The sequence below is a fragment of the Saccharicrinis sp. GN24d3 genome (genome assembly GCF_052400645.1).
Lineage (GTDB): Bacteria > Bacteroidota > Bacteroidia > Bacteroidales > Marinilabiliaceae > Saccharicrinis.
In genome coordinates, this window is sequence record NZ_JBQTGI010000011.1 from 20,797 (window position 1) to 45,566 (window position 24,770).

The window sequence follows — 24,770 nt, forward strand, 5'->3', positions numbered from 1 at the left end:
GTTGTATTACCTATTCCAACTTTCTTCTATGTGACTTCCTGTTTCTTGATCCTGTGATATGTTTAGGTAGGTGGGAATTTCCTGTTGCATTTCTTCAACGTGGGATATCACCCCAACAATACGATTCTCTTTTCTCAAATTCTTAAGCGTACCAAATACTATGTTTAACGATTCCTTGTCCAATGAACCAAATCCTTCGTCTAAGAAGAAGAAGTTGCGTTCCGTTTCGGTAAGTCTTTGGATATTATCGGCCAAAGCCAGCGCCAAAGCTAATGCTGCCTGAAAAGTTTGCCCACCTGATAGCGTCTTAACGCTGCGTAATTTACCTCCGTTCATATAATCGCGCACCTCAAAATTATTGTCCTCACTCAACTCAAGGCTTAGGGTTTGACGGGTCATTTTGTAAAAACGTTCGTTGGCTGTCGCACACAAATTCTGGAGGTAAACCGAAGAAACATAGTTGACAAATCCACTTTTGTAAAAAAGTTTTCGCAAGGTATCGATATCTGCGGCTCTTAGTTGCAGCTTGTTCAACTGTTCTTTTAAGTCCTTTTGCAAAATCAACTTCCGAGTAAGGTCAGTCAGTATCGATTGTGTTTTACCATGTTGGCGGTTGGCTTCTGTTAATTTCTCTTTTATGTCCTTGGCTTGAGCTATGGCCAGCATATGTTTTTCGGCTTCATATTTTTTTTCGCCCATTTCTTTTGTCAACTTCTGTATTTCAGAGTCGATGGACTGCATGCTGTGATGATACGCTTCTATCTTATGCTTAGATGCTTCAATATCCAGGTCGAGTTTTAGCAAGGACAGAACATGATCAATGCTTTTGTAATCTGATTTTTCAACATCCTTGTTGAGTTTTGTCTCGAGTAGGGAGTTTTGTTTTGATTCTGTTTCCAGGTGTTTTTGGTTAACGTCAATTTTGCCTTGCAGAATGGACATGGTATTCTGGTTATCTTCAACCAATTTACGGGTTTTTTCATAATTGGTGTTAATCTCTGAGATTTTACTTTCCAGCTTTTGAGATCTTTCTATAATAATTTCACTCTGGTCGTCCCTGTGTTTTATGATGAGCTCGCCGGGCAATTGTCCTTCCAGTAACTCTTTAGAATTGATGTTCTTGTCCAGGTCGCGTTGAATCTCACTTAGGACTGTCTGATAGCGTTCCTTATTTTTTGTTTCCTTGGAAAGAGTATCTTTCAGCCGAATGAGTTTGGCTTCGCTTGTTTCAATTTGCTTTTTTACCTGCCGATACGTTTCAAAGGATTTATCCAGCTGCTGTTTGTCTTGATAAATTTTAATACTACCTTTTTGATGCGTTTCGCGTTCCTTTTTTAGACTGTTTATTTTAATATCGATATTTTTAAGCTGGTTTTCCACGGTATTTATGCCGGCAATTTGTTTGTCAATAAATAAGTTCAGTTTTCGTGTTTGCTGGATAATTTTTTCCTGTTTATCGGTTTTGTTCTTTAGTTGATTAATTTGGTTGCTTATTTTGTTAGAATTCAGTGGTTTTGGGTGGTGTTCAGAGCCGCACAGCGGACATGCTTCCCCCGCGTTCAGTTCTTTTGCATATTTTTCCAGTCCTGATTGAATAAGTAAGTGCTCTTTTCGGTCATTCAACAGTTTGAGCTCTTTTTCTTCTTCTTTTAGTTTTTTGCTGAGTCCCTGAATCAAAAGTGGTTTGTTGTCAGGCGAAAAAGGAAGGGTTTGCTCGTTTAGTTTGTTTTGTATTTCTTCCTCCAACCTATTGGTCTGCCCAATTAAGGTGTTTCGTTCTAACGTGGCGTCGTCAATGCGCCCGGCAATATTATTCTCTTTCAGGTGCCATTGTTGAGCCTGGTTGATGATCTCGATGTCGGGCAGCTGCCTTTTTAACGAGGTTAGGGATGCTTGTTCTATTTTTTCTTCTTGCTCTAATTTGTGAATAGTATCAAGAACATGAGCCACTGTTTTTTCGCCATTTTTTAGTCTTTGGGTTCCTTCCTCCACTCCGGCATTCAATCTTTTAACCTCAACCAATTTTTTTAGGTTTTCGGCTTCCCTCTTTAACGCATCCAACCCATTAAATTCGTCACTTAACTGTGTAAAGATTGCTTGTAGTTTATGATGCTCGATTTGTTTTTCTTTTAAGGTTTGGGAATCCAAACTTAAGGCGTCTTTAAGGGCATGTAGTTTTTGCTTATGAAGGCTTAAGGTATCGATGGTATTTTTAAAATTTACCAGGCAGTATTCGTAGTCGGCTAGGTTTTTTTCAAGCTGACCAATGGTGTTTTTTTGTTGGTTCAGGGTTGCTTTTCTGTTTTGTAAATCCTCCAACAGTTCGGAGTTTTCTTTGAGTTTATCAAAGGCCAACACTGTTTGGTCTTTTTGTTTCTGAAGAGAAGAGAGTATGGTTATGTTTTTTTCAACTTGGGTAAGTTGTAACTTCAAATCGTCCAGCTGTTCTGTTGAAATAACCCCAATTTGTTCCAGTCTGCCCTCCAGGTTCTGCATATTGGCATTATTCTTCAATTCCAAATCCTTCACTTTGGGCGACAACTCGTATTTCTGCAGGTTAAATAATTCCTTCATCATACGGGTTCGATCGGTGCTTTTAAGCTGCAAAAACTCCTGGAACTTACCTTGCGGGATAATAATGGTTCGTTTAAAGTTATCATAGCTTAAACCAATGTTGTTTTCAATTTCAGCTTCGTTAATTGGTATATATTCTTCGCCCTTCTTTTTATAAAAGGTGCGAGGCGATGATTTTACATCGTGGTATTTTTTGCTGTTTCGCTTAGCGGTATATTGAATTCTGTATGCCTGGCTATCCTTACCTGCCAAAAAATCAAACTCAATAAATAGTAGGTTCGATTTTAGGTTCATCATATTGTAATTGCGGTTGTCGCCACTTAACAATAATCGGTCGGTTTTTCCATAGAGGGCAAAAGTAATGGCTTCAAGAATGGATGATTTGCCACTGCCAACAGTGCCAAATATCCCAAAAAGATGATTGGAAGTAAGTTTGTTAAAGTCTATGGTTTGCCTTTTCTGGTAGGAATAAAGGCCTTCTAGGGTAAGAGTAATAGGGATCATGCGTTTGAGTCTTTTTGTGCAATAACTTCATCCAGCAAGTTTAGTATGCTCTCACCTGGATCAATGCCGTTAGAATGCTTAAAGTAATCGGAAAATAGTGATCTGATATCTTTGTTGATATTAATGTTTTTGTGATTCCGCGTTTCTGGTTCCCGGTTTTTAAATTGAGGTATCAACGTAACAATACCCTCATGAATCTGATGAAGGTGTTGTCGCTCCTTGGCAGAGATATATTCATCGGTTTTTAAGGTGAGCTCAATTAGACAGTTGGGGCTGTTTTTAAGTTGAGCTTCCGCGTCTTCCATTCCGTCCGCTACAATCCGTAATAATTTTTTGCCCAGAATTAGTTCAACGGGTTTTACCCGGGCTTCTTGGTTGGGCTCAACATCTACTATCATTACATATTTTTTTTGGTCAGCTTCGGCAAAAGAATAGGACAAAGGACTTCCCGAATAAACTACAGGATGATGCGTTGAGGCTATGATTTGTTGACGATGCAAGTGCCCTAAGGCAACATACTGTATTTGTTTAGGGAAGTTAGAGGTATAAATGGCTTGTGCGCCGCCAACATGCAAAATAGGTTTTTCGTCCTCAGGTTCGTTCTGGGGTGTTTCCCCCTTGTTAATGACAAATAAATGCGTGGCCAAAATGTTTACGCCTTTGTCGTCGCAATTTTTGCCGGCAATTTTGTGCCAGTTTTTTTGCAGTATATCCCTGAGGTCAGCCTCCTTATCTTCCGCATCTAAAGCTTGTTTCATCCTGTATTCGTTGGCATAAGGCGTTGTTATTACACGAAGTGGATACGCCACATATGGTAAGTTAAATTCTATAAAACCTTCCTCCGATTTTGATACACGTAAACCGGATTCAAGTACAAAAGGAGTTGTTTTGCTATTGGGGTAACCCAAAAAAACAATGCCACATTCTCTCGCCAAAGGATCTGCCGTTTCAATTCTATCGGGCGAGTCGTGGTTGCCCGAAATAGCTATTACCGGTCGTAAACCCTGTTTGCTCAGCTTTTTCAGTGTTTTATAGAATAATTCAATGGCTTCCGATGATGGGTTGAACGTGTCAAAAAGATCGCCAGATATAATGACAGCGTTAACGTTTTCCGAATCCGCTATATTACATATCTCGTCCAAAACAAGAGTTTGCTCTTCGATACGGGTAAAGCTTTCCAGTTTTTTTCCTGTATGCCAATCGGCGGTATGTAATATTTTCATAATTGTTGAATAAGTAAAGTTTTGCCTCCATCACAATTTAGTCATCTTTCCATGGGCCTGAACTACTTGTTTCCGGACGAATTCGAAAGATTTCGTGTATTATGATAGTTTTATGGTTTGTTTTGGGCATCCTCAAGCCATCTTTAGAAAAGCAAATGTAAAATAAAAACAGGATTTAATCTCAAAAACAATATAGCATCTCCTTTAATCAAATTGAAGATAATAATATAACCATGTTAATAAAACATTAAACCATAGGGGGGTAGGGCAATTTTGATAGGGAATCATCTGAAGGAATGAATATTCATACGAAATAGGTTATTTTTTGATGCCATTTGGGTATTTTGATTAGAGCGTTGATAATTAGCGGTTAACGTGGGATTGTATGGGTTTAAGGGTTATATTAGTTATTTATTTCTTGGGTTAAAAATACGAAATCCCTTTATTTTATTGGCTTTGGATTTGGTTTATACTAGGAATAATCTATATTTGTAGAGCAAATTTGGTGAACTTAGTTGTTAACCCTAAAAATTATCAATTATTATGAACAAAGCTCAATTGATTGATGCTATCGCCGGAGATTCTGGTTTAACAAAAGCAGACGCAAAAAAAGCGTTAGATTCATTTATTAACGTTACAAGTGACGCACTTAAAGGTGGTGACCGTATTTCTTTGATCGGTTTTGGTTCTTTCTCTGTTTCTGAGAGAAGTGCAAGAACAGGAAGAAATCCTCAGACAGGTAAAGAAATTCAAATTGCTGCTAAAAAGGTAGTTAAATTTAAAGCTGGTAGCGAACTAGGTGACGCTGTAAACTAGTTCTCTGTTAAGGAAAAAATATAAGAGAGTACTTTTGGTGCTCTCTTTTTTTGTACCCGAAAGTTTGGTTGTATTGCAGTTATCTGATCATATATGTTTAATGTCTAAATAATTTATTGTTAAATAAGTTCAGGATGAAAGAGGAGTTGGTTCGGTTTTTAAGCGAGCATGTAACGGAAAATAGGAATGCGCTGTTTGATAGGGTTTTAAAGGATAGGACAAAATATATTACTGTAGTTTTAGAAGATATTTTTCAATCGCACAATGCCAGTGCGGTGCTTCGTTCATGCGATTGTTTTGGAATTCAGGATATACATGTTATCGAAAACAGAAACGTGCTTAATGTTAGCAGGGACGTAGCGCTAGGTTCAACTAAATGGCTGACTATAAACAAGTATAACAATGAAAAGAACAATTCCAAGTCAACACTGCAAAAGTTAAAAAAAGAAGGGTATCGTATTGTTGCAACCACTCCTCATACCAATGATGTTGAACTTTATGATTTTGATGTTTCAAGAGGTAAATCGGCGATCGTATTCGGAACGGAGCTGACAGGTATATCAGATATTGTCAAGGAGGAGGCGGATGAGTTTTTGCGCATCCCGATGTACGGTTTTACCGAGAGTTTTAATATATCAGTTTCGGCAGCTTTGGTATTGCAACATTTAGCCCATGAAATAAGACGGAAGAACGTAAATTGGCATTTGGCTGACGAAGAAATGTTGGAGATTAAATTACAGTGGTTAAAAAGAGCGATAAAGAGTGCTGAATTGATTGAAAGGGAATTTTATCGAAAAAAAATATAATGACCAAATTAGTTTGATATTGGATAAACATGTTTTTTTTGATGATTAAAATTGTTTTTCGTATATTTCACCTTTAAAGATTGTTCACGTAACTTTTTCTTTAAACTAAATTTTCTATTTTTGAAAAAAAGAAGCGCTCTATGAATTGTATAATTATTGACGACGATAAGTTATCAACCAAGATTATTGCAGAGTTTGTAGAAAAAACAGACGAACTTAACCTAATTGAGACCTACGAAAATGCTGTTGATGGTATCAACTATCTGAACGGTAAAAATAACAAACAAATTGATATTCTTTTCCTAGATATAGAAATGCCTGAAATGACTGGTATTGATGTTTTGAAAACGCTGAATGTATTGCCCCAAGTAATTATTTATTCTTCGAAAGAAAAGTATGCACTTGAATCGTATGAATATAACGTGACAGACTATCTGTTAAAGCCAGTTACATATCCTCGATTTTTAAAGGCGATCAATAAGGTTAAGGAAAAGAATGAGAAAAGCGAAGATGTTACGAAAAGTTCATCTGAAATATTCATAAAAAACAACTCTTCGTTGGTAAGGGTTAAATATGAAGATATTCTTTGGATTGAAGCCTTGGAGAACTATGTGGTAGTAAACACTTTTAGAGATAAATACACCATTCACTTCACCATGAAAGCTATCTCGGATAAAATGCCTTCTGATAAATTTGTCCGGGTTCACCGTTCTTTTATTGTTAACCTGAGCAAAATTAAGGTGATTGAAGATAATTCGGTAGTGATTAAAACAGAGTCAGGATCTAAGGTTATACCAATCGGTAAATCATATAAAGATCAATTAATGAACGATATTAATTTGATTACCAAGTAAATAAGAATAATGAAATGATAAAGCCGTAAGTGATTTTTTCGCTTACGGCTTTTGTTATTTGGCCTTGTTGTTTACTTTAACAAGTCGGGCCTGCGTTGTTTGGTTCTTTTGTATGCTTGTTGTTCTTTCCAGGCCTCAATTTTTTTGGTGTCACCGGATAAAAGGATTTCAGGAACCTTCATTCCTTTGTAATCTGCAGGGCGCGTGTAAACCGGAGGGGCCAACAGGTTATCCTGAAAGGAGTCAGTAAGGGCGGAGGTCTCGTCAGAGATTACACCAGGTATCAGCCTGATTACTGAATCTGCAATAACCGCCGCAGCCAGTTCGCCTCCTGTTAACACATAATCACCAATAGATAGTTCCAGGGTAATGTAATGATCCCTGACTCTTTGATCAACACCTTTGTAGTGTCCGCATAATATCATCAAATTACCGGTAAGTGATAGCTGATTGGAGATGCCTTGATTTAAGGTTTTACCATCCGGAGTAGTATAAATAATTTCGTCGTATTCGCGTTCTGCCTTTAGTTTTTCTATCAAAATGGCTATTGGCTCAATGCTCATGACCATTCCGGCACCACCGCTAAAGGCATAGTCGTCAACTTTTTTGTGCTTGTTGGTTGAGTAGTCTCTAATGTTGTGGCAATGGATTTCGACAGAGCCTTTTTCTTGTGCCCTTTTAATAATAGATTCACTAAACGGACCTTGAAACATGTCGGGAAACAAAGTTAATATGTCAATTCGCATCGTTATATGTTTGGTGTACAAATATAGTTAAATACAAAGTAAACATTTCATACTTTTTGCTTTTAACCGCAGCAAGCCCAAAAATACGTAAGCCACATGTATTAATTGACGGAAAAAATTTGACATTTTATGTATATATGATATATTCGTACTATAAATTAAATCAATTATTTATTTGCATGTGCAAATGAATTTGATGTACCAAGAACTTAAATGCTGATGGAAGCTAATGATCTAAATAAAACTGGCAACGAAGAAAAAGATTTGAGTAAAACCAATCCAAATTCGGAAGTAAAAAAAGAGGAGACTTCTTCTAATACAGAAACACCTGAAGAATCTGTAGTTGAGCCAGAATCCACGGAAAAGGATAGCGAGCAGGTTACAATAAATAAAACAGATACCGAAGAGCCGGTTGTGGAAGAGTCGGATAAGATAGATACGGCAGAAGCCGAGAAGGTAGAGAAAGTATTTTCGGAAGAGAAGCAAACAGTTCCTGAATCAGCAGCTGAGTCCGTTGCTGAAAGAAATGAGGGTTTAGAGGATGAAAGCCAGGATAAAGTTGCGCCTGAAACGGTAAATACTGATGAAGTGGAAAAGACTCAACCGGAAAAAGAAAGCTCAACCATTGTACCTGCCGAGGAAGTAACTGCCGAGACTCCAATCAAAGGGAAAGATATCGATCTAACACCGAAGTCGCAAGAGGCTGAGGAAATTAAAGCAGAGGCGACTTCCGGTGAGGAGGGAAAAACTGTAGAAACGAAAGTTGAACCGGAAAAAGTTGAACCGGAAAAAGAAAGCTCAACCATTGTACCTGCCGGGGAAGTAACTGCCGAGACTCCAATCAAAGGGAAAGATACCGATCTAACACCGAAGTCCCAAGAGGCTGTGGAAGTTAATGCAGAGGCGACTTCCGGTGAGGAGGGAGAAGCGGTAGAAACGAAAGCTGAATCGGAAAAAGTTGAACCGGAAAAGAGTGAAGAGGAAGAGGCAAAACCCGTACTCGAAAAGGTGGATTTGTCTACTTTGAATCGCGAGCAGCTGGTAAATAGGTTAAGACATATTAATAAAATATTTGATGTTCCCACGATCAGGGAGGAAGTGGAGGACATAAAGTCTGTATTTTATAAGCTGTTTAACGAAGAAGTCGAAGAACTTAAGGCACGGTTTCTTGAATCAGGCGAAGTCGAAGAAAATTTTGCGCCACCGGTAGATGCGTTTGAGGTGGAGATGAAAGAGTTGCTGAAGGATTTCAGATACAAGAAGGCAGCTTACATGCATAAGCTCGACACCCAGAAGGAGAAAAACCTGGAAGCCAAGATGGAAGTTATCGAGGCTATTAAAAACTTGATCAACCGTCAGGAATCGTTGAATGAAACGTTTAACGAGTTTAAGATGCTTCAGCAAAAATTTCACGATATAGGATCTATTCCCCAAAACAAGGTTAGGGATGTTTGGGATACTTATAACTTGCATATCGAGAATTTTTACAATTACGTTAAAATAAATAAGGAACTTCGTGACCTCGATCTTAAAAAGAACCTGGTACTGAAAACCGAGCTTTGTGAAAAAGCGGAGGCGTTATTGGAAGAAACAGCTGTGGTGAACAGTTTTAAGACATTGCAAAAATACCACGACAGATGGCGTGAAATAGGTCCTGTTCCTAAGGAGAAAAAGGACGAGTTGTGGGAGCGTTTTAAAGCGGCAACAACAAAAATAAACCAAAAACATCAGGAATATTTCGAAGGATTAAAAGATCAGTTGAAAGAGAACTTGAAGCAGAAGACCGCTTTGTGCGAAAAAGCCGAGGAAATTGTAAAGGAGGAGGCGCATTCGCCAAAAGAGTGGGAGGGGAAGAGCAAGAAGCTGATCGAACTTCAACAAACCTGGAAAACGATTGGTTTTGCACCTAAAAAGGATAATAACGCTATTTATGAGCGTTTTAGAAGTGCTTGCGATAAATTCTTCGAGAATAAGAGAGCGTTTTTTAAGTCGTATAAAAACGAGCAGCAACAACATTTAATCCAGAAAACGGAACTGTGTGAAAAGGCCGAGGCCATGAAGGACAGCACCGATTGGAGAAAGACTACCGAGGAATACATAAGAATACAGAAAGAATGGAAACAAATCGGGCCAGTGCCTCGCCGTCAGTCGGATGCTATTTGGCATAGGTTTAGAACGGCTTGTGATGCGTTCTTCGACAATAAATCCAAATTCTTCAATAAGATCGATGAATCACAAGAAGAGAACTTAAAGAAGAAAATGGCGCTCATAGAAGAAATTAAAGGTTTTAAAAACCTTGAGGATAACGAGGATACATTTAATATGCTTCAGGATTACCAGCGTAAATTTTCTGAGATAGGGCATGTGCCGTTCAAGTTAAAAGATAATGTGAACCAAGAGTTTCGTAACGAAATAAACAAGCATTTTGATGCACTGAATATGGACGAGTACCACAGAAATGTGCAAAAGTTCAGAAACAGGCTAGAGAATATAAAACACTCCGATCATCAGGATGATAAAGTTTCGCAAGAGAGACATAAGCTGATGACCAAGCTAAAGCAATTGGAGAACGATATTATTGTTTGGGAAAACAATATCGGCTTCTTTGCAAAAAGCAAAAATTCAGATTCGCTCATTAAAGATTTTCAGCATAAAATTGAAAATGGGAAACGCAATGCCAAGCTGTTACAAGAGAAAATTAGAATGCTGAACAAATTAGAAGATTAGTGTTGTTACATAGATTCCGTAAAGAGCGAATGTCATCACATTCGCTCTTTCTGTTTCATTTATGGTGTCGCTTGCCGATAAAATCAGGAATCAACAAAACAAAACACGTCTAGAATTGTATTATCGTTGATATTCTCAATTGTAAGTATTACTTTTGGGTCGTTAACCTTTAATTTCAGTTGTGGTTTTAATCGGGATTTTTTCTACACATGTAATGTATTTGTTGCTGGCTGCAGTATATATCTTCGGCTTTGGGGCATATGCCTTAAATTGTAAGAAAAATGATTGTAAACTGGCAGAAGCCGCTCCCAAGGAAATTAATTATAAGGAATCTTCTTCTAATCCTGAATATTCGCAGCAAAATGATTGTTATTGCTGGAATCAACATCAAGAAGAAACGTTAATTGAAACAGAAGCACAGTCCAAATTAAAATACGATTATCATATTTTTAAGAATGCTTTAAAGGGCAAAGAACATTTCTGCACTTTATATTGCGATATTAAGTTTTCTTTACAGATAGCTTCCCGCCCGCCACCGTTTTCTGTCTAATTTTTTTAGATATCAGCGTAAGGATTCAATTTCTTATGACACTAATAATTAGCACAAGAAAGTATCATTAAAAAAAACAATTAAATGATAGGTGTACTTGGTGTAAACCATAAAACAGCTTCTCTGGATATCAGAGATTTATTTTCAATTGCTCAAGACGATATCATTCCACTTTCAGAGAATATTCTACTGAACCAGGATATTGCCGGAGTGGTAGTTGTGGCTACCTGCAATCGTACGGAAATATATTATTCGCATCATCAATCGGATGTATCCGAACTGAAGTTGGCGTTGTTAAAAAAGCTTCATCTATTCCTGGGCATAGAAAAAAACTATAACCAACATTTCTATCACTTCTCACAATCGGAAGCTATCAACCATCTTTTTAAAGTAATATCGGGGGTTGATTCAATGGTAATTGGTGAAAACCAAATTGTGAGCCAGATGAAAAAATGCTATTTGTACAGCACCGAAGCCAACCTGACTGACGCGGTTTTAATGCGATTATTCCAAAAATCTTTTGAATGTAGCAAAAGGGTGCGTACCGAGACTGCCATTCAGCAAGGAGCAACTTCCATTGGCTATGTGGGAATTGATTTATGCAGCAGGGAGTTCGATAATATCAAGAATAAAAGTGTGTTGGTAGTTGGTGCCGGCGAAACAGGCGAGTTGTCGATTCGGGGTCTATTAAAACGTGGTGTAGATGATATTTATGTGACCAACCGTACCGATAAAAAAGCGCTGGATGTAGCCGAGAAAAACAATATTAAGCCCGTACTGTTCGGTAATTACAAGGATCAACTATATAAAGTTGATATTGTTATAACGGCAACAGATGCAGGCAAGTACCTGATAGAAAAAGAAGATGTGGAAATTGCATCAGATCTGAGAAACGGGAAAAAGCAGTTGTTTGTTGACTTGTCTGTTCCGCGAAATATTGACATGGAGGTGGCAGAAGTTAAAGGGGCAGAACTCTACTCGGTGGATAATCTGCAGAGCATTTTGGATGAGCATAAAGATATGCGCGAACAAAGTCTCGAAAAAGCGGAAATCATCATCGATGAACTGGTAGATGAATCAATGGCCTGGTTAAACAGCCGGTCGCTCAGGCCTGTTATTAACACAATTACAACCAACATGCAGGAATTAACCAAAAGCGAACTGGCCGAATACCGCCGTTGCTTGGGGGATGATACCTGCGATCAATTGGAAAAGTTAACAGGTTTGCTCACACAGAAATATGTTAGGTATTTTATAAAAAACCTGAAGGAACTCACCGATAATGGTAGTTCGACCCAATCATTGGAGGATATCAACCATTTATTTAAATTTGATACCTAACTTAAACAAACCAAAACAACATATATCTATAAAATTATACCGGTAACACTGTTTTGGTTTAATTCAAGTTAATGGGCAAAATAATTTAATACATAATTTGTATTTATGGGTAATATTTCTCTCATGAAACAACAAGGCATTATAAATTTTGCATACGTACCTTACAAATCACTCACGCGCAATAAACCTATATGGAGTCTGACAAAATAATTATTGGTACCAGAGGAAGTCGATTAGCACTTTATCAAGCCAATAAAGTCAAGCAGGAGTTGGAGAATCAATGTCCTGATCTGACTGTGGAAATAAAAATTATAAAAACCAAAGGGGATAAAATTCTGGATGTAGCGCTGTCGAAAATCGGAGACAAAGGGCTTTTTACAAAAGAATTGGAAGTAGCCTTGTTGTGTAAGGAAATTGATTTGGCGGTTCATAGTTTAAAAGATTTACCTACTGAATTGCCACAAGAATTTACGATTGGGGCTGTTTTGGAACGTGCTGATTTCAGAGATGCCTTAGTAAGCAAAGGTGGACTAAAACTGCGTGAGCTGACCGGTGATCATACGATTGCCACCTCCAGTCTTCGAAGAATTGCCGGACTAAAAAAAGTAAATGCTGATTTTACCATAGTGGATATCCGGGGAAATGTGAATACACGGCTTCAAAAAATGGAGGACGGATACTGTGACGCCATGATAATGGCTGCTGCCGGACTAAAAAGGCTGGGGCTTGATAAATACATTACCGAAGTTTTGGAACCTGCTGAGTTTATTCCTGCAGTGGCACAGGGAGCTATAGCAGTAGAAACGCGCGCAGGAGATAGTGGCGTAAACAACGTGTTGCAACGGATCAATCATATGCCTACCCAGCAAGCGGTCACTGCCGAAAGAGCCTTTATGAGAAGCCTGGAGGGAGGGTGTCAGGTGCCCGTTGGAGCCTATAGTACTTCACGGAACGGGGAAATCACCTTGACGGGATTTGTTTCTTCATTAAACGGAGACAATTATCTAAAAGAAACCTTGACGGATAAAGCGGAAAATGCCGGGATGCTAGGAGAAAAGCTTGCGGAGAAATTAGTGGAGAAGGGCGCAAAGGAAATTTTAAAAGATATACGTAGCAATGGTTGACTCACCTCAAAAAAAAACTACCGTATCACTTAAAGGTAGGTGTTTTATTTCCACTCGACCACCAGGTAAATCCAATGAGTTAAGAGATTTGCTAAAACAACATGGTGCCGAATTGCTTGAGTTTCCAATGATTGAATTGTCAGAGCTGGAATGCGACGAGGTATGTAAGGATATTTTGGCTAACTACTGCCATTATACGCATATCGCTTTTACCAGTGCCTACGGGTTTGAGTTTTTCTACCAAAAAATCAGCAAGCATCAACATTTCGAAAAAATCATAGCTACATTTAAGATAGCTTCCATTGGTTATAAAACATCAGCGTTGATTCGTAGAAAAGGTTTAAAGATTGATTTTGATGCCAACGCAAAAACAGGAGAAGAGTTTGCCCGTAAATTAGTAAAATACCTTTCCGGAAAAAAAGCCCACCTAATTTGGGCAACAGGTTACATATCTCCCAATAATCTGATGAAAAAAGCGGGTGCAGTTGCGCAAGTAACCCGGGTAAACCTTTATAAAAATGAATTACCTGATAAAATTGACAGTAAATTACTCCAAAAGATTAAACAGCAACAATATGATATGATTGTATTGACCAGTCCTTCTGCTTTTAAAAATTTATTCAGATTATTGGAGGCAAAGGATTTAAAGGTGGTTTGTATTGGGCGTACTACCGCATCCGAGGTGGAGAGGCACGGTGTTAAACCCCTGGCTGTTGCCGATGAACCCAGTTCAAAGGGAATTGCCGAGGCTATTTTGAAATATTACAGAAGCCTGTAGCTACTAGCCTGTAGTCACTAGCTTATAACAAATAAAACAAATATAATTATGGCTTTCCCAATAACAAGACTGCGAAGACTAAGAAAAACAGAAGTTTCCCGTAATATGATTCGTGAAACTCAGCTGACAAGAAACGATTTAATCATGCCTTTGTTCGTGCGTCCAGGAAAACGAGTGCAGAATCCGATTAACTCCATGCCGGGTAATCATCAGCTTTCGGTAGATATGCTGGTTGAAAAGTGCAAGGAGCTTTACGGTAAGGGTGTGCAATCGGTCTTGCTGTTTGGAATTCCGGAACATAAGGACGAACATGGTTTGGTGGCTTGCGAGGAAAATGGAATTGTACAACAAGCCACCAGAGCCATTAAAAAAGAATTGCCCGAACTTTTTGTGATTGCCGATGTTTGTAACTGTGAATATACCACACACGGCCATTGCGGAACGATTATAGATGGTGATGTGGATAACGATTCTACCTTAATTACATTGGGAAAACAATCGGTTTCGCTGGCGCATGCAGGTGTTGATATGATTGCTCCAAGCGATATGATGGACGGTCGTGTAGGTTTTATAAGACAGGCGTTGGACGAGAATAAATTTACCAACATGCCCATTATGGCTTATTCTGCCAAGTATGCCTCTGCCTTTTATGGCCCGTTTCGCGATGCGGCCGAGAGTGCACCACAATTTGGAAACCGTGCCACCTATCAGATGGATCCCGCGAACAGCAACGAGGCCGTCCGCGAAGTGGAACAGGATATTATTGAGGGGGCGGATATTGTAATGGTAAAGCCTGCATTAAGTTACCTGGACATTATCAACCGGGTGAAAACTGAATTTAATATGCCGGTATGTGCTTACAATGTGAGTGGTGAGTTTTCAATGGTAAAAGCAGCTGCCGAAAAAGGTTGGATAGACGAGGATAGAATCACCTTGGAGATTTTAACCTCTATTAAACGAGCTGGCTCTGATATCATTATATCCTATCATACACAGGATGTTGTTGAAAAATTATAGAGATGGACACTGAGAAAATAAGGTAGAGAATTGAGAATAAATCAAAAGAATAAAACCGACGTATCATGATCTGTATTAAATATACTAAGTGAATGTTCGTTGAAAATTAATAAAGTTAGTTTGATAAAGGATAATAGACTTTGTGTTTATCTTTTATCTAAAAATCTATCATGAATATACAAAATAGCAAATCTGCTTACCAGGAGGCGGTAAAACATATCCCGGGCGGTGTTAATTCACCTGTGAGAGCTTTTAATTCAGTGGGAGGTAATCCTCTATTTATAAAAAAAGCCATCGGTGCAAGAATAACAGATATTGATGACAATGAGTATATCGATTATGTTGGCTCGTGGGGACCAATGATCCTGGGGCACACACATGCCGATGTGGTGAATGCCTTGCATCACACAGCTATCAACGGAACCAGTTTTGGGGCACCTACTCTAATGGAAACCGAAATGGCAAACCTGATTTGTGCGATGGTTCCTTCCATTGAAAGCGTCCGAATGGTAAACTCGGGAACCGAAGCCACCATGAGCGCCCTTCGTTTGGCACGTGGTTATACCCAACGCGATTTGGTCATCAAATTCGAAGGGTGTTATCACGGGCATGGCGACAGCTTTTTGATTAAAGCCGGTTCAGGGGCGTTAACCCTGGGCACACCCAATTCGCCGGGAGTAACCAGGGGAACTGCCAGCGATACCCTGACGGCCGGTTATAATAATTTGGATTCCGTCCTGCATCTTTTCTCTGAATATAAGGACCGGATTGCCGCTGTAATTATCGAGCCTGTTACGGGAAATATGGGCGTCATCAAACCCAGTGATGAATTTATTAAAGGTGTTCGAAAAGCCTGTACTGATAATGGTGCCTTGTTAATATTCGATGAGGTTATGACGGGGTTCAGGGTGGCCAAAGGTGGTGCCCAGGAACTATTGGGCATCACTCCTGATTTAACCACCTTGGGTAAGATTATCGGGGGAGGATTGCCCGTTGGTGCTTATGGGGGTAAAAAGGAAATTATGGATATGCTGGCACCCAATGGGCCTGTTTATCAGGCAGGAACCCTATCGGGAAACCCAATGGCCATGGCAGCCGGATTAACCACCTTAAAAATTCTGAACGAAACAGAAGGTTTTTATGATCGCCTGGAAGAAAAAGCTGCCTTTTTAGCAGATGGACTTCAAAAGAATATGGATGACTTAAATTTTCCCGGAGTCATCAATAGGGTGGGTTCAATGTTTACATTGTTTTTCACAAATGAAGCCGAGGTGAACAACTTCTCCGATGTGATGAAGTGTGATACGGAATTATTCGCCCAATACTTTAGGCTTGGATTGGAAAGCGGTATTTATGCGGCTCCATCCCAATTTGAAGCGGGTTTCGTATCCATAGCCCACACCAATGAAGATTTACAGACAACTATTGATAAGAGCTTTGAAGCTTTAAAACAGTTGAAATAAGTTTTAAAGTCTTTGATTCAAAGTCTCTTATCTACTCCCGCAATACTGTGGGACAAGTAACCTAAATACATGAACGACTCGATTTTATTGAAAACCCTTGCGGGAGAACAAACGGAACGACCGCCATTTTGGTTTATGCGACAGGCAGGCAGGGTTTTGCCATCTTACATGAAACTCAAAGAGAAACATTCTTTTTGGGAAATGATGCAAAAACCTGAACTGGGAGCCAAGGTAACCTTGCTGCCTGTGGATGATTTGGGAGTTGATGCCGCCATTTTGTTCTCCGATATTTTGGTGATCCCCTACGCCATGGGAATGGGACTGGAATTTACCGATAGAGGCCCTGAATTTGAGGTTCCGCTGGTGGCACGGGATAACCCTGTGGAAGCTTTAAATCCCGATCCGGATAAGCTCAATTATATTTACGAGGTCATCCAACAAATCATAGCCACAAAGCCCACTCATATTCCATTGATCGGTTTTTGCGGGGCGCCATTAACCGTGCTTTGTTATATGCTGCAGGGAATTGGTCGAAGCAAGGATTTTCCGTTGGCCACCACCTTTATCTATCAGCATAAAGAGACGGTAAAAAAGTTGGTGGATGCCATCACCGAGTTGTCCATCATCTATGCCAAAGGACAGATAAAACAGGGCATCAAGGTTTTTCAGCTGTTCGAAACACATGGCGGCCTGCTCCCATTTGAGTTGTACAAGGAGCTGTTTGTTCCATCGGTGAAAAAGATAGCGGCGGCGGTTAGGGAGGAAGGTATTCCTTTTATTTATTTTCCCAAAGATCTGGGAACAGGGATCGCAGAGGTAACACCTGATATGTGTGACTATTTAAGCATCGATTGGCAAACGCCCATAGAGGTGGCCAGAAAGATGGTAGATAAAAATATTGGCTTGCAAGGAAATATAGATCCAAGATTACTGTATGCCGATCAGAACACTATTGAAGCTACTTTAAACAGGTATATCAACTTTGGCAGCAAAAACCGGGATTGGATTATCAACCTGGGGCACGGCTTTTTGCCTGATATCCCATACGATAACGCTAAGTTCCTGGCCGATTGGATAAAACAAACCGACTGGAAAAGGTAGGGTCCACGAGAAACGAAGAACCCGGGTAAAACAGTGTGGCGAAGTAGTTTGTTATTAACAATTATTCGAGGATAAACATATGTTGGAAAAACTAAAAACACGATGGGGTATCCACTCCAACTGGCAGATCATCATTATCCTGATCGTATTCTCGGTGACGGGAAGTGCGGCGGTATATGTAAAAAAAATAATCTTCGATTTGTTGGGGATTGATGCCGATACCTCCCTGTGGATTAAAATACCCATGTATATTTTGACCATATTACCGGCCTATCAAATCTTATTGTTGGTATTTGGGTTTGTTTTCGGTCAGTTTCGGTTTTTCTATAATTTCCAGAAAAAGAGTTTTGGGCGTTTTGTTCGCAAAAAGAAGAAAGCAGAAGAAAGCGCCTAGCTACAATACGTTTTCTAAAGTTCAAAACCTTTAAAAAGATTTGATATCTCAAATTTCTATCTCAATAACGCCTGTCGCATGATACATACTTCGCGAATAGCATCCATTTACAAACCATTACAGCAACAAATGTGTCGCCAACTGGAGGAGGGCGATGGCAAAGGTGTGTTTCGACAGATACCATGGACAAAAGAAATAGGTTCGGGCTTGACTTGCGTGATGAAAGATGGTAATGTGATAGAAAAGGCCGGGCTTAATTTTTCGCATGTGGAAGGGGAATTTACCGATAGGATGAAAACTATTTTAGGTATGAAGGCCAATCGATATTCCGCAACGGGCATCTCTTCCATTATTCATCCCTATAACCCGTTTGTGCCTATCATCCATATGAACGTGCGCTACTTTGAGCTGGATAATGGTGTGTACTGGTTTGGTGGAGGTATTGATCTAACGCCGCATTATGTGGATAAAGCGGAAGCAGCGTGGTTTCATCATACTTTAAAAGATATCTGCGATAAATACGGAAAAAACTATTATCCCGACTATAAAGCCTGGGCGGATAATTATTTCTTTATCAGACACCGAAACGAAACGCGCGGTATAGGGGGAATCTTTTTCGACCGTATTCAACCTGGGGGAGTTGATGGACTGGCTAACTTCTTGAGCTTTACTGTCGATCTGGCGAAAGCCTACCCACAGATTTATTGCGATATTATGGATAAAAAGCGCAATACTCCTTTCGACGAATCCAATAAACAATGGCAAGCTTTGCGCAGAGGACGCTATGTGGAATATAACCTCGTATACGACCGTGGTACCAAGTTCGGTTTAGAATCAGGAGGAAACACGGAATCCATCCTGGTCAGCATGCCGCCTATGGCACAATGGGAATATAGTCATCTACCTAAAGTAAATTCACCGGAACAGCAAACAATGGATTTGCTGAAGAAGGGGGTTGATTGGGTAAAGAAGGAATAGCCAGCCAAAAATATTCCCATCATTGTCATCAGACTTCATCTAAATGCCCATTCGATTAACAAAATCTGAACATTATTAAAAACCATTTCGTCCAGAGAGGTTCTCGAGTAAAGGACTTTTGTTGACTGAAAGAAAATCAAACTAAGCCTGATAAGACGCATAATGCATATGGTCAGATCTCGGATGATGGACTAAACCACGTTAACTTCTTTTTCGATGTCGATGCCAAATTTATCTTTTACTGATTTCTGAATCTCAGCGGCGAGGGCAAGAATTTCATTGCCGTTAGCTTCCCCGGTTTTATTGATAAGCACTAAGGCTTGTTTGTCGTGAACTGCTGCATTGCCCATTGCCTTGCCTTTCCAACCACTTTGTTCAATCATCCAACCAGCCGGAATTTTTGTGTATTGATCATCAACCTTATAATAGGGAGCGTTAGGATAAGCTGAAAGAAGCTTATCGGCGATTTGCTTTTCAACCACCGGGTTTTTGAAGAAACTTCCGGCATTTCCGGTAGCTTCGGGGTCGGGTAGTTTGGATTCCCTGATATTGATAACCGCTTTTCTTACATTAGATAGATTGACTTCGCCCAGCTTTTCCAGCTCTTCTTTTACACCACGATAATCGGTTTTTAATTCACCTTGCTTGTGCAATAAAAATTGAACCGATGTAATGATGGTTTTTCCTTTTAAGGTATTTTTAAAAATACTGTTTCTGTATGAAAATTTACATTCTCTATTTTTAAAGCTGAATGGTTCCAGTGTGTCCAGGTATATACCATTTACCTGGGTAATCACATCCATTATTTCCACACCATAGGCACCAATGTTTTGCACCGGGCTAGCCCCAACGTTGCCCGGTATCAGGGATAGATTTTCAATGCCAAAGTATCCTTTTTCAACACTCCATGCCACAAAACTGTCCCAATCGACACCTGCACCAGCCTCCACCCAAATGCTATGTGTGTTTTCGTCTATGATATTGATCACCTGAATATTCGGTTTAACAACCAGTCCTTTGAAATCTGACTTGAAAAGCACGTTGCTGCCGGCTCCTAATACAAAAAGAGGGAGGGCCTTGAATCTAACATTGCTTAAAACCTCAATTATTTCCTCTTCGTTTTGTGGTGCCGAAAAATAATCGGCACATATATCAAAGTGAAAAGTATTGTGTTTTTTAAGGGGAAAATGTTCTTGTATTATCATGGTAAATTATGACTTATTTGAGTCGGTATAATATCTTTTGGAATAATAGCCGTATCCTCCTCCATTGCTTGAAATATCGTTAAAAATGATACCCAAAGGAAATACTTTTTCTTCCAAAAGATTCTGGTAGGTGTGTTTAAAATGTTCCTTAATTGTTTTGTTGGCTCTTACCACAAACAAATGACAGTTGCTGTGTTCCATTAATAATCGGGCGTCTGCCACAACACCAATTGGTGGAGAGTCGACCACAACCACGTCAAACTCATCTTTGAGTTCTCGGAAAAGTTTTTCCGTGTTGTCGCTCGATATAAGTTCTGATGGGTTTGGAGGTATGGCTCCGGATGGTATAATGGTTAAGTTGTCAATAGGTCCTTGAAATTTTATTTCCTCAAGGGTTGCACGCCCTATAAGGTAATTGGATAGCCCTGTATGTTTATGATGGTCAAATATTTCGGTAAGTCTGGGTTTTCTTAGGTCAAAGCCAAGCAAGACCGTCTTTTTGCCGGATATGGCAAAAACAGAGGCCAGATTAAGTGCGCAAAAGGTTTTGCCTTCGCCCATACCGGTTGAGGTAACGCTTAAAACCAGTTTTTCCTCGTTTGTGGTCAAGTATTTTAGTTTGGTTCTTAGTGCTCTAAACGACTCGGAAATACTTGAAAGGGGTTCTGACGCTATCACGATATGGTTGGTCCCTTTGTACTCGGGAATATAGCCTAATACGGTAGATTGGGGCGCCAATGAAGTCAAGTCATTTTTGTCTCTGATCTTATTGTTCAGATATTCTTTTAATACAATAATCACCACCGGAAATAAGAAGGCCAGAAATAAAGCCTGCCTGTTATTCTTAGATTTATTGGGCGATACAATGCCTGTAATACCGGCATCATCCAATATTTCGTTATCGGGCGTGTTTGATGCTTTTGTGATTTGAGTTTCGGATTGCTTCTGTAACAAAAAGGTATAAATGGCATCGTTAAGGTTATATTCCCTTTCAATATCCAGATACTGACGTTCCGTTTCGGGCAGATGGTTCATTTTAGCGGCAGCTTTGTTCATTTGCGCAACCAGCTTTTCTTTTTTGATGCCCAGGTTTTTTAAAATTTTACGGAGTGCAACCAACAGGTTTTCCTTGCTAACCTCAATTTTCCGATCTAATTCGGTTAAAATGGGATTGTCCTCATTCGTTTGCGATTCGATCAATGATCGTTCGTTATGCAGCGACAACAGATCAGTAACAAAAGAAGTGATAAAGCTGTTGGCATCCAGCGAAAAAGCGGGTAACAGATAGTCATCGCTCAACGGCGCGTTAACCAAATGTTGGCTTAACTGATTGTAGTAGTTCTCGCTTACTTCCAGCATGCTAATTTCTTTTTCGTATTCAAAATACTGGTCCGCCAGTCGTTCCGATAATTCGGTAGGGGCATTGAAAACATGTTGGCGCCTGAACTCCATCATTTTCCGTTGTGTTTCTCGCAGCGTGTCGGACACCTGTATTAATTGTGTTTTGATAAAAGCAAGGGTTCGTTCGGCAATTTCGTTTTTGCGTTCCAGACTTTGCTCTAAATATACATCGCTCAAAGCGCTTAAAAAAGCGTTTATTTTCAAGGTGTTAGTGCCTGTGGCCGAGATGTATATAATCGAGCTGCCATCCATATACGGACTTACTGAAATGCGATTTCGATAGTTGGATGCGAGCCAATCATTAGAACGAAAATAGAAATAATAGCCTACATCAATAGTTGCTCCTGCCTTACAATTTATTTTGAACTTGCAGAATGAAGTATTTATCTCATCACCAAGGTTAATGGTTTTATCGAAGTTTATGCCTCCCGAACCACCATGGTTTTTTTCATCTATATAGGAGTGCAGCCCTGCATTTTCGGTTTTGATCTTAATTTTTACTTGCGAAGCGCTAACCGGCTCAATATAGATAGGGGTATTTAAAAGTTGCACGTGCGATGAGTCCATGACAATAGTGTATGGACTCTTGTGATACATGTCAACGTCTTTAAATAATCCATCACTATGAATTTCTATTCCAAAATCTAATTTATCAATAACCCGTTTGACTATTTTTTTGGACCTTAATATGATGGTTTGGTTTTCGATGCTTTTGGTTTCCGGCGAAAGGCCAAATCCTTCGATGATACCGGCACCAGATACAGTTCTTTGTTCGTCACTTTTCATCATAACAGTAACCGAACCTTTGTAAATAACCGGGGTGTATCGGTGATACAGATGTGTTAAGCCAACAAAAAGAGGAAACGATATCAGCATAAGGTACCAATTTTTTTTAGCTAACTGAACAATCTTACGGAAGTCGGGAAGGGCATCCGAAACAGGTTGTGGTTGTGTGTATTGGGTGTTATGGTTGTTTTTATCCACGTAAATTACTTTTTAAAAATGGTCAACAGGATTAAAAATTATAAAAGGACTGTACATCAAGTTTTAAGTTATCCAATGCTTTTTTAACGTGGTAAGCAGCAGCGTTGGGGTACTGTTCCAATATTGTTTTACCCAGAGCCATTGAGGCATGGGCCGGATTTACCATGTTTGCGGAAATATTTACCGTACGAATCATCTCTTCTTTCGCATTGCGAACCAATAACCAGGTAGCAGGCGGCAGGTGTACTTGCATGGCCATATTGTGTTCGTATTCCGTTCTAATGGCAGCTAATAGATTAGCTTGTAGTTCTTTAGCGGTTGCCGCATGTGGCTGCTCCCGTATAACGATTGATTCCGCACTTATTCTTTCCAAAAATAAGGTGAGTCTTTCATAGGCCGCTATTCTTAAGGGCAGCGCATCCTTGTTTTGACCGATCAACAATTCTTGTTTTCTTCTGTCGTTTTCACTTTTTAAAAACCATCTCACCAATAGTAAAGTAAAAATAAATGCCACTATGCTGGGTACTGTATATCTCAATAGTTCAAGAAAGACTTCCATAATCTCGAAAAATGTTACTTTTGCAGAATTAGTATTAATATTCGGTGAAAATAATGGTAATTGCGTTGATTTGCAACCGTTACTGATGATAGTTCGCCGAATGTTTTTTTAAGTTGACTATTTTGTGATTTTTTATCTTTGTCTTCTTTTTAATTTATGTTATGAATAAAGCTCTTCAGGCCTAAGCATCCTAAAAGGGTTAGGTTTACAGAGCGTGAATCGATTATTTTATTGTAGAATAAACTACTTATTATGAATATTTCCGAAAGATTAGCAAACGTAAACGAATCGGCCACATTGGCCATGTCTCAAAAAAGTAGGGAGTTGCAAGAGCAAGGGCATGATGTGATTAATTTGAGCATCGGTCAGCCCGATTTTAATACCCCCGATCATATTAAAGAGGCAGCTAAAAAAGCCATTGACGATAACTTTTCGAAATATACACCGGTTCCCGGACTGCCAGCTATTCGGGAGGCGGTTTGTACCAAGTTTAAACGGGATAACGACCTGTTTTTTAAACCATCACAGGTGGTAGTGTCTAACGGGGCTAAACAATCCATCGCAAATATTATTCTGAGTTTGGTTGGCCCGGGCGACGAAGTAATTATTCCTGCTCCGTACTGGGTGAGTTATATCGAGATTGTGAATCTGGCCCAAGCCTCAAATGTAATTATTGAAGCTGGGTTAGATCAGGACTTTAAGATTACCCCGGCACAGTTGGAGGCTGCTATCACACCTCGTACTAAGGTGTTTTTATTTAGTTCACCATCTAACCCAACGGGTAGTTTATATACAAAAGATGAGTTAAGGGCATTGGCTGATGTATTTGCGAAACATCCGCACGTGGTTGTGATATCTGACGAAATATATGAGCTAATCACCTTTGAGGGCAAACACGAGAGTATCGCACAGTTCGAAGAAATAAAGGATCGTGTAGTAATCGTCAATGGAGTTTCAAAAGGATACGCGATGACGGGGTGGAGGATAGGTTATATTGCCGCACCACAGTGGATTGCTGATGCCTGCATCAAGTTGCAAGGACAATATACTTCCGGAGCCTGTGCGGTTTCGCAGGTTGCATCTGCGGCTGCTTTAACCCAAACCCAAGTTCCTTCATTGGAAATGAAAGAAGTGTTTTTGCGCAGAAGAGATTTGGTAGTGAAAATGGCCAGGGAAATAAAAGGGATGAAAGTGAACGTTCCGCAAGGTGCATTTTACCTGTTTCCGGAAGTGGACAACTACTTCGGGAAATCAGCAGATGGTTATACCATTAATAATTCGACCGACCTGGCGATGTACCTTTTGGAAAAAGCGCATGTTGCAACCGTATCGGGAGAAGCGTTCGGAAGTCCGAAATGCTTGCGGTTTTCATATGCCACATCTGATGAGCAATTGGTAGAGGCCATGAAAAGGATTAAGGTGGCTCTGGAAAAGCTGAACTAGGTATTTGTTTTTATACAGTAATTATGGCTGCCCAAAAAGGTAAAGCTATTTAAAATATATTACTCAATAACTTCGTCCACACTATCCTATTTGTATGCGAAACAAAGGCATCTGTTACTTCTCTTGTTAGGAGTGACCAGGTCAACCCAATTTGCAGTTGATATTAAAATATTTATTTTTGC

At 39.6% G+C, this 24,770-nt stretch carries 20 protein-coding genes; 14 read left to right on the forward strand and 6 right to left on the reverse strand.

The window, feature by feature from the left end; translation table 11 throughout:
* Positions 1-6: 6 nt before the first annotated feature.
* Together ACT29I_RS13780 and ACT29I_RS13785 are read right to left on the reverse strand one after the other, a co-directional pair.
* On the reverse strand, positions 7-3,078 hold the full coding sequence (locus ACT29I_RS13780; protein WP_430933019.1) for an AAA family ATPase: 3,072 nt from the start codon (positions 3,076-3,078) through the stop codon (positions 7-9).
* A complete protein-coding gene (locus ACT29I_RS13785) occupies positions 3,075-4,301 on the reverse strand; it encodes a metallophosphoesterase family protein (protein ID WP_430933020.1) in 1,227 nt (408 codons plus the stop codon). Before ACT29I_RS13785 ends, ACT29I_RS13780 begins: the two co-directional genes overlap by 4 nt.
* Positions 4,302-4,844: 543 nt before the next feature.
* Here ACT29I_RS13785 and ACT29I_RS13790 point away from each other — a divergent pair.
* From ACT29I_RS13790 to ACT29I_RS13800, 3 genes are all read left to right on the forward strand, one after another.
* The gene (locus ACT29I_RS13790; protein ID WP_430933021.1) at positions 4,845-5,117 is read left to right on the forward strand and encodes an HU family DNA-binding protein; all 273 of its coding nucleotides are present in this window, start codon (positions 4,845-4,847) and stop codon (positions 5,115-5,117) included.
* 134 nt (positions 5,118-5,251) lie between these two features.
* Positions 5,252-5,923, forward strand: coding sequence for a TrmH family RNA methyltransferase (locus ACT29I_RS13795; RefSeq protein WP_430933023.1), 672 nt, complete (start codon positions 5,252-5,254; stop codon positions 5,921-5,923).
* Between the two features lie 140 nt (positions 5,924-6,063).
* Positions 6,064-6,777 carry a LytR/AlgR family response regulator transcription factor gene (locus tag ACT29I_RS13800; protein ID WP_430933024.1) on the forward strand — a complete coding sequence of 238 codons (714 nt, stop codon included), beginning with the start codon at positions 6,064-6,066 and terminating at the stop codon, positions 6,775-6,777.
* Between the two features lie 71 nt (positions 6,778-6,848).
* Here ACT29I_RS13800 and trmD read toward each other — a convergent pair whose 3' ends face one another.
* Positions 6,849-7,523: a tRNA (guanosine(37)-N1)-methyltransferase TrmD gene (gene trmD / locus ACT29I_RS13805; RefSeq protein WP_430933025.1), complete on the reverse strand. Its 675-nt coding sequence runs from the start codon at positions 7,521-7,523 to the stop codon at positions 6,849-6,851.
* A 219-nt stretch (positions 7,524-7,742) separates the two neighbouring features.
* Between trmD and ACT29I_RS13810 the strand changes: the two genes are divergently transcribed.
* The 10 genes from ACT29I_RS13810 to hemF all read left to right on the forward strand — a co-directional run bounded on the left by ACT29I_RS13810 (position 7,743) and on the right by hemF (position 18,996).
* Positions 7,743-10,250 carry a DUF349 domain-containing protein gene (locus ACT29I_RS13810; RefSeq protein ID WP_430933026.1) on the forward strand — a complete coding sequence of 836 codons (2,508 nt, stop codon included), beginning with the start codon at positions 7,743-7,745 and terminating at the stop codon, positions 10,248-10,250.
* Between the two features lie 214 nt (positions 10,251-10,464).
* Positions 10,465-10,800, forward strand: coding sequence for a hypothetical protein (locus ACT29I_RS13815; RefSeq protein WP_444793721.1), 336 nt, complete (start codon positions 10,465-10,467; stop codon positions 10,798-10,800).
* 84 nt (positions 10,801-10,884) lie between these two features.
* Positions 10,885-12,141 (forward strand): glutamyl-tRNA reductase, encoded by a 1,257-nt coding sequence (gene hemA / locus ACT29I_RS13820; RefSeq protein WP_430933027.1) that lies wholly within the window; start codon positions 10,885-10,887, stop codon positions 12,139-12,141.
* A 191-nt stretch (positions 12,142-12,332) separates the two neighbouring features.
* Positions 12,333-13,265, forward strand: a complete 933-nt coding sequence (gene hemC, locus ACT29I_RS13825) for a hydroxymethylbilane synthase (RefSeq protein ID WP_430933028.1) — start codon at positions 12,333-12,335, stop codon at positions 13,263-13,265.
* A complete protein-coding gene (locus tag ACT29I_RS13830; protein WP_430933029.1) occupies positions 13,258-14,043 on the forward strand; it encodes a uroporphyrinogen-III synthase in 786 nt (261 codons plus the stop codon). The genes hemC and ACT29I_RS13830 overlap by 8 nt, the downstream gene beginning before the upstream one ends.
* A gap of 48 nt (positions 14,044-14,091) precedes the next feature.
* Complete coding sequence (hemB, locus tag ACT29I_RS13835) at positions 14,092-15,060, forward strand: porphobilinogen synthase (protein WP_430933030.1); 969 nt, start codon at positions 14,092-14,094, stop codon at positions 15,058-15,060.
* A 170-nt stretch (positions 15,061-15,230) separates the two neighbouring features.
* A complete protein-coding gene (gene hemL / locus ACT29I_RS13840) occupies positions 15,231-16,523 on the forward strand; it encodes a glutamate-1-semialdehyde 2,1-aminomutase (protein WP_430933031.1) in 1,293 nt (430 codons plus the stop codon).
* Positions 16,524-16,592: 69 nt separating this feature from the next.
* Positions 16,593-17,624 (forward strand): uroporphyrinogen decarboxylase, encoded by a 1,032-nt coding sequence (hemE, locus tag ACT29I_RS13845; protein WP_430933032.1) that lies wholly within the window; start codon positions 16,593-16,595, stop codon positions 17,622-17,624.
* A 79-nt stretch (positions 17,625-17,703) separates the two neighbouring features.
* Positions 17,704-18,018 carry a DUF6787 family protein gene (locus ACT29I_RS13850; protein WP_430933034.1) on the forward strand — a complete coding sequence of 105 codons (315 nt, stop codon included), beginning with the start codon at positions 17,704-17,706 and terminating at the stop codon, positions 18,016-18,018.
* Between the two features lie 78 nt (positions 18,019-18,096).
* Positions 18,097-18,996: an oxygen-dependent coproporphyrinogen oxidase gene (gene hemF / locus ACT29I_RS13855; RefSeq protein ID WP_430933035.1), complete on the forward strand. Its 900-nt coding sequence runs from the start codon at positions 18,097-18,099 to the stop codon at positions 18,994-18,996.
* 191 nt (positions 18,997-19,187) lie between these two features.
* On the opposite strand, the gene murB is transcribed toward hemF, so the two are convergent.
* The 3 genes from murB to ACT29I_RS13870 are packed head-to-tail and all read right to left on the reverse strand — an operon-like array spanning position 19,188 to position 23,145.
* On the reverse strand, positions 19,188-20,201 hold the full coding sequence (murB, locus tag ACT29I_RS13860) for a UDP-N-acetylmuramate dehydrogenase (RefSeq protein ID WP_444793722.1): 1,014 nt from the start codon (positions 20,199-20,201) through the stop codon (positions 19,188-19,190).
* Between the two features lie 6 nt (positions 20,202-20,207).
* Entirely contained in the window at positions 20,208-22,586 is a 2,379-nt protein-coding gene (locus ACT29I_RS13865; protein WP_430933037.1) for a GumC family protein, read from the reverse strand.
* 31 nt (positions 22,587-22,617) lie between these two features.
* A complete protein-coding gene (locus ACT29I_RS13870) occupies positions 22,618-23,145 on the reverse strand; it encodes a DUF7935 family protein (protein WP_430933038.1) in 528 nt (175 codons plus the stop codon).
* 252 nt (positions 23,146-23,397) lie between these two features.
* On the opposite strand from ACT29I_RS13870, the gene ACT29I_RS13875 reads away from it, so the two are divergent.
* Entirely contained in the window at positions 23,398-24,588 is a 1,191-nt protein-coding gene (locus ACT29I_RS13875) for a pyridoxal phosphate-dependent aminotransferase (RefSeq protein ID WP_430933039.1), read from the forward strand.
* The last annotated feature ends 182 nt before the right edge of the window (positions 24,589-24,770 follow it).

Excerpts from the sequence above, each read along its gene's own strand:
- ACT29I_RS13780 (WP_430933019.1), bottom strand. The coding sequence starts at position 3,078 with ATGATCCCTATTACTCTTACCCTAGAAGGCCTTTATTCCTACCAGAAA.
- ACT29I_RS13785 (WP_430933020.1), bottom strand. The coding sequence starts at position 4,301 with ATGAAAATATTACATACCGCCGATTGGCATACAGGAAAAAAACTGGAA.
- ACT29I_RS13790 (WP_430933021.1), top strand. The coding sequence starts at position 4,845 with ATGAACAAAGCTCAATTGATTGATGCTATCGCCGGAGATTCTGGTTTA.
- ACT29I_RS13795 (WP_430933023.1), top strand. The coding sequence starts at position 5,252 with ATGAAAGAGGAGTTGGTTCGGTTTTTAAGCGAGCATGTAACGGAAAAT.
- ACT29I_RS13800 (WP_430933024.1), top strand. The coding sequence starts at position 6,064 with ATGAATTGTATAATTATTGACGACGATAAGTTATCAACCAAGATTATT.
- trmD (WP_430933025.1), bottom strand. The coding sequence starts at position 7,523 with ATGCGAATTGACATATTAACTTTGTTTCCCGACATGTTTCAAGGTCCG.
- ACT29I_RS13810 (WP_430933026.1), top strand. The coding sequence starts at position 7,743 with ATGGAAGCTAATGATCTAAATAAAACTGGCAACGAAGAAAAAGATTTG.
- ACT29I_RS13815 (WP_444793721.1), top strand. The coding sequence starts at position 10,465 with ATGTATTTGTTGCTGGCTGCAGTATATATCTTCGGCTTTGGGGCATAT.
- hemA (WP_430933027.1), top strand. The coding sequence starts at position 10,885 with ATGATAGGTGTACTTGGTGTAAACCATAAAACAGCTTCTCTGGATATC.
- hemC (WP_430933028.1), top strand. The coding sequence starts at position 12,333 with ATGGAGTCTGACAAAATAATTATTGGTACCAGAGGAAGTCGATTAGCA.
- ACT29I_RS13830 (WP_430933029.1), top strand. The coding sequence starts at position 13,258 with ATGGTTGACTCACCTCAAAAAAAAACTACCGTATCACTTAAAGGTAGG.
- hemB (WP_430933030.1), top strand. The coding sequence starts at position 14,092 with ATGGCTTTCCCAATAACAAGACTGCGAAGACTAAGAAAAACAGAAGTT.
- hemL (WP_430933031.1), top strand. The coding sequence starts at position 15,231 with ATGAATATACAAAATAGCAAATCTGCTTACCAGGAGGCGGTAAAACAT.
- hemE (WP_430933032.1), top strand. The coding sequence starts at position 16,593 with ATGAACGACTCGATTTTATTGAAAACCCTTGCGGGAGAACAAACGGAA.
- ACT29I_RS13850 (WP_430933034.1), top strand. The coding sequence starts at position 17,704 with ATGTTGGAAAAACTAAAAACACGATGGGGTATCCACTCCAACTGGCAG.
- hemF (WP_430933035.1), top strand. The coding sequence starts at position 18,097 with ATGATACATACTTCGCGAATAGCATCCATTTACAAACCATTACAGCAA.
- murB (WP_444793722.1), bottom strand. The coding sequence starts at position 20,201 with ATGATAATACAAGAACATTTTCCCCTTAAAAAACACAATACTTTTCAC.
- ACT29I_RS13870 (WP_430933038.1), bottom strand. The coding sequence starts at position 23,145 with ATGGAAGTCTTTCTTGAACTATTGAGATATACAGTACCCAGCATAGTG.
- ACT29I_RS13875 (WP_430933039.1), top strand. The coding sequence starts at position 23,398 with ATGAATATTTCCGAAAGATTAGCAAACGTAAACGAATCGGCCACATTG.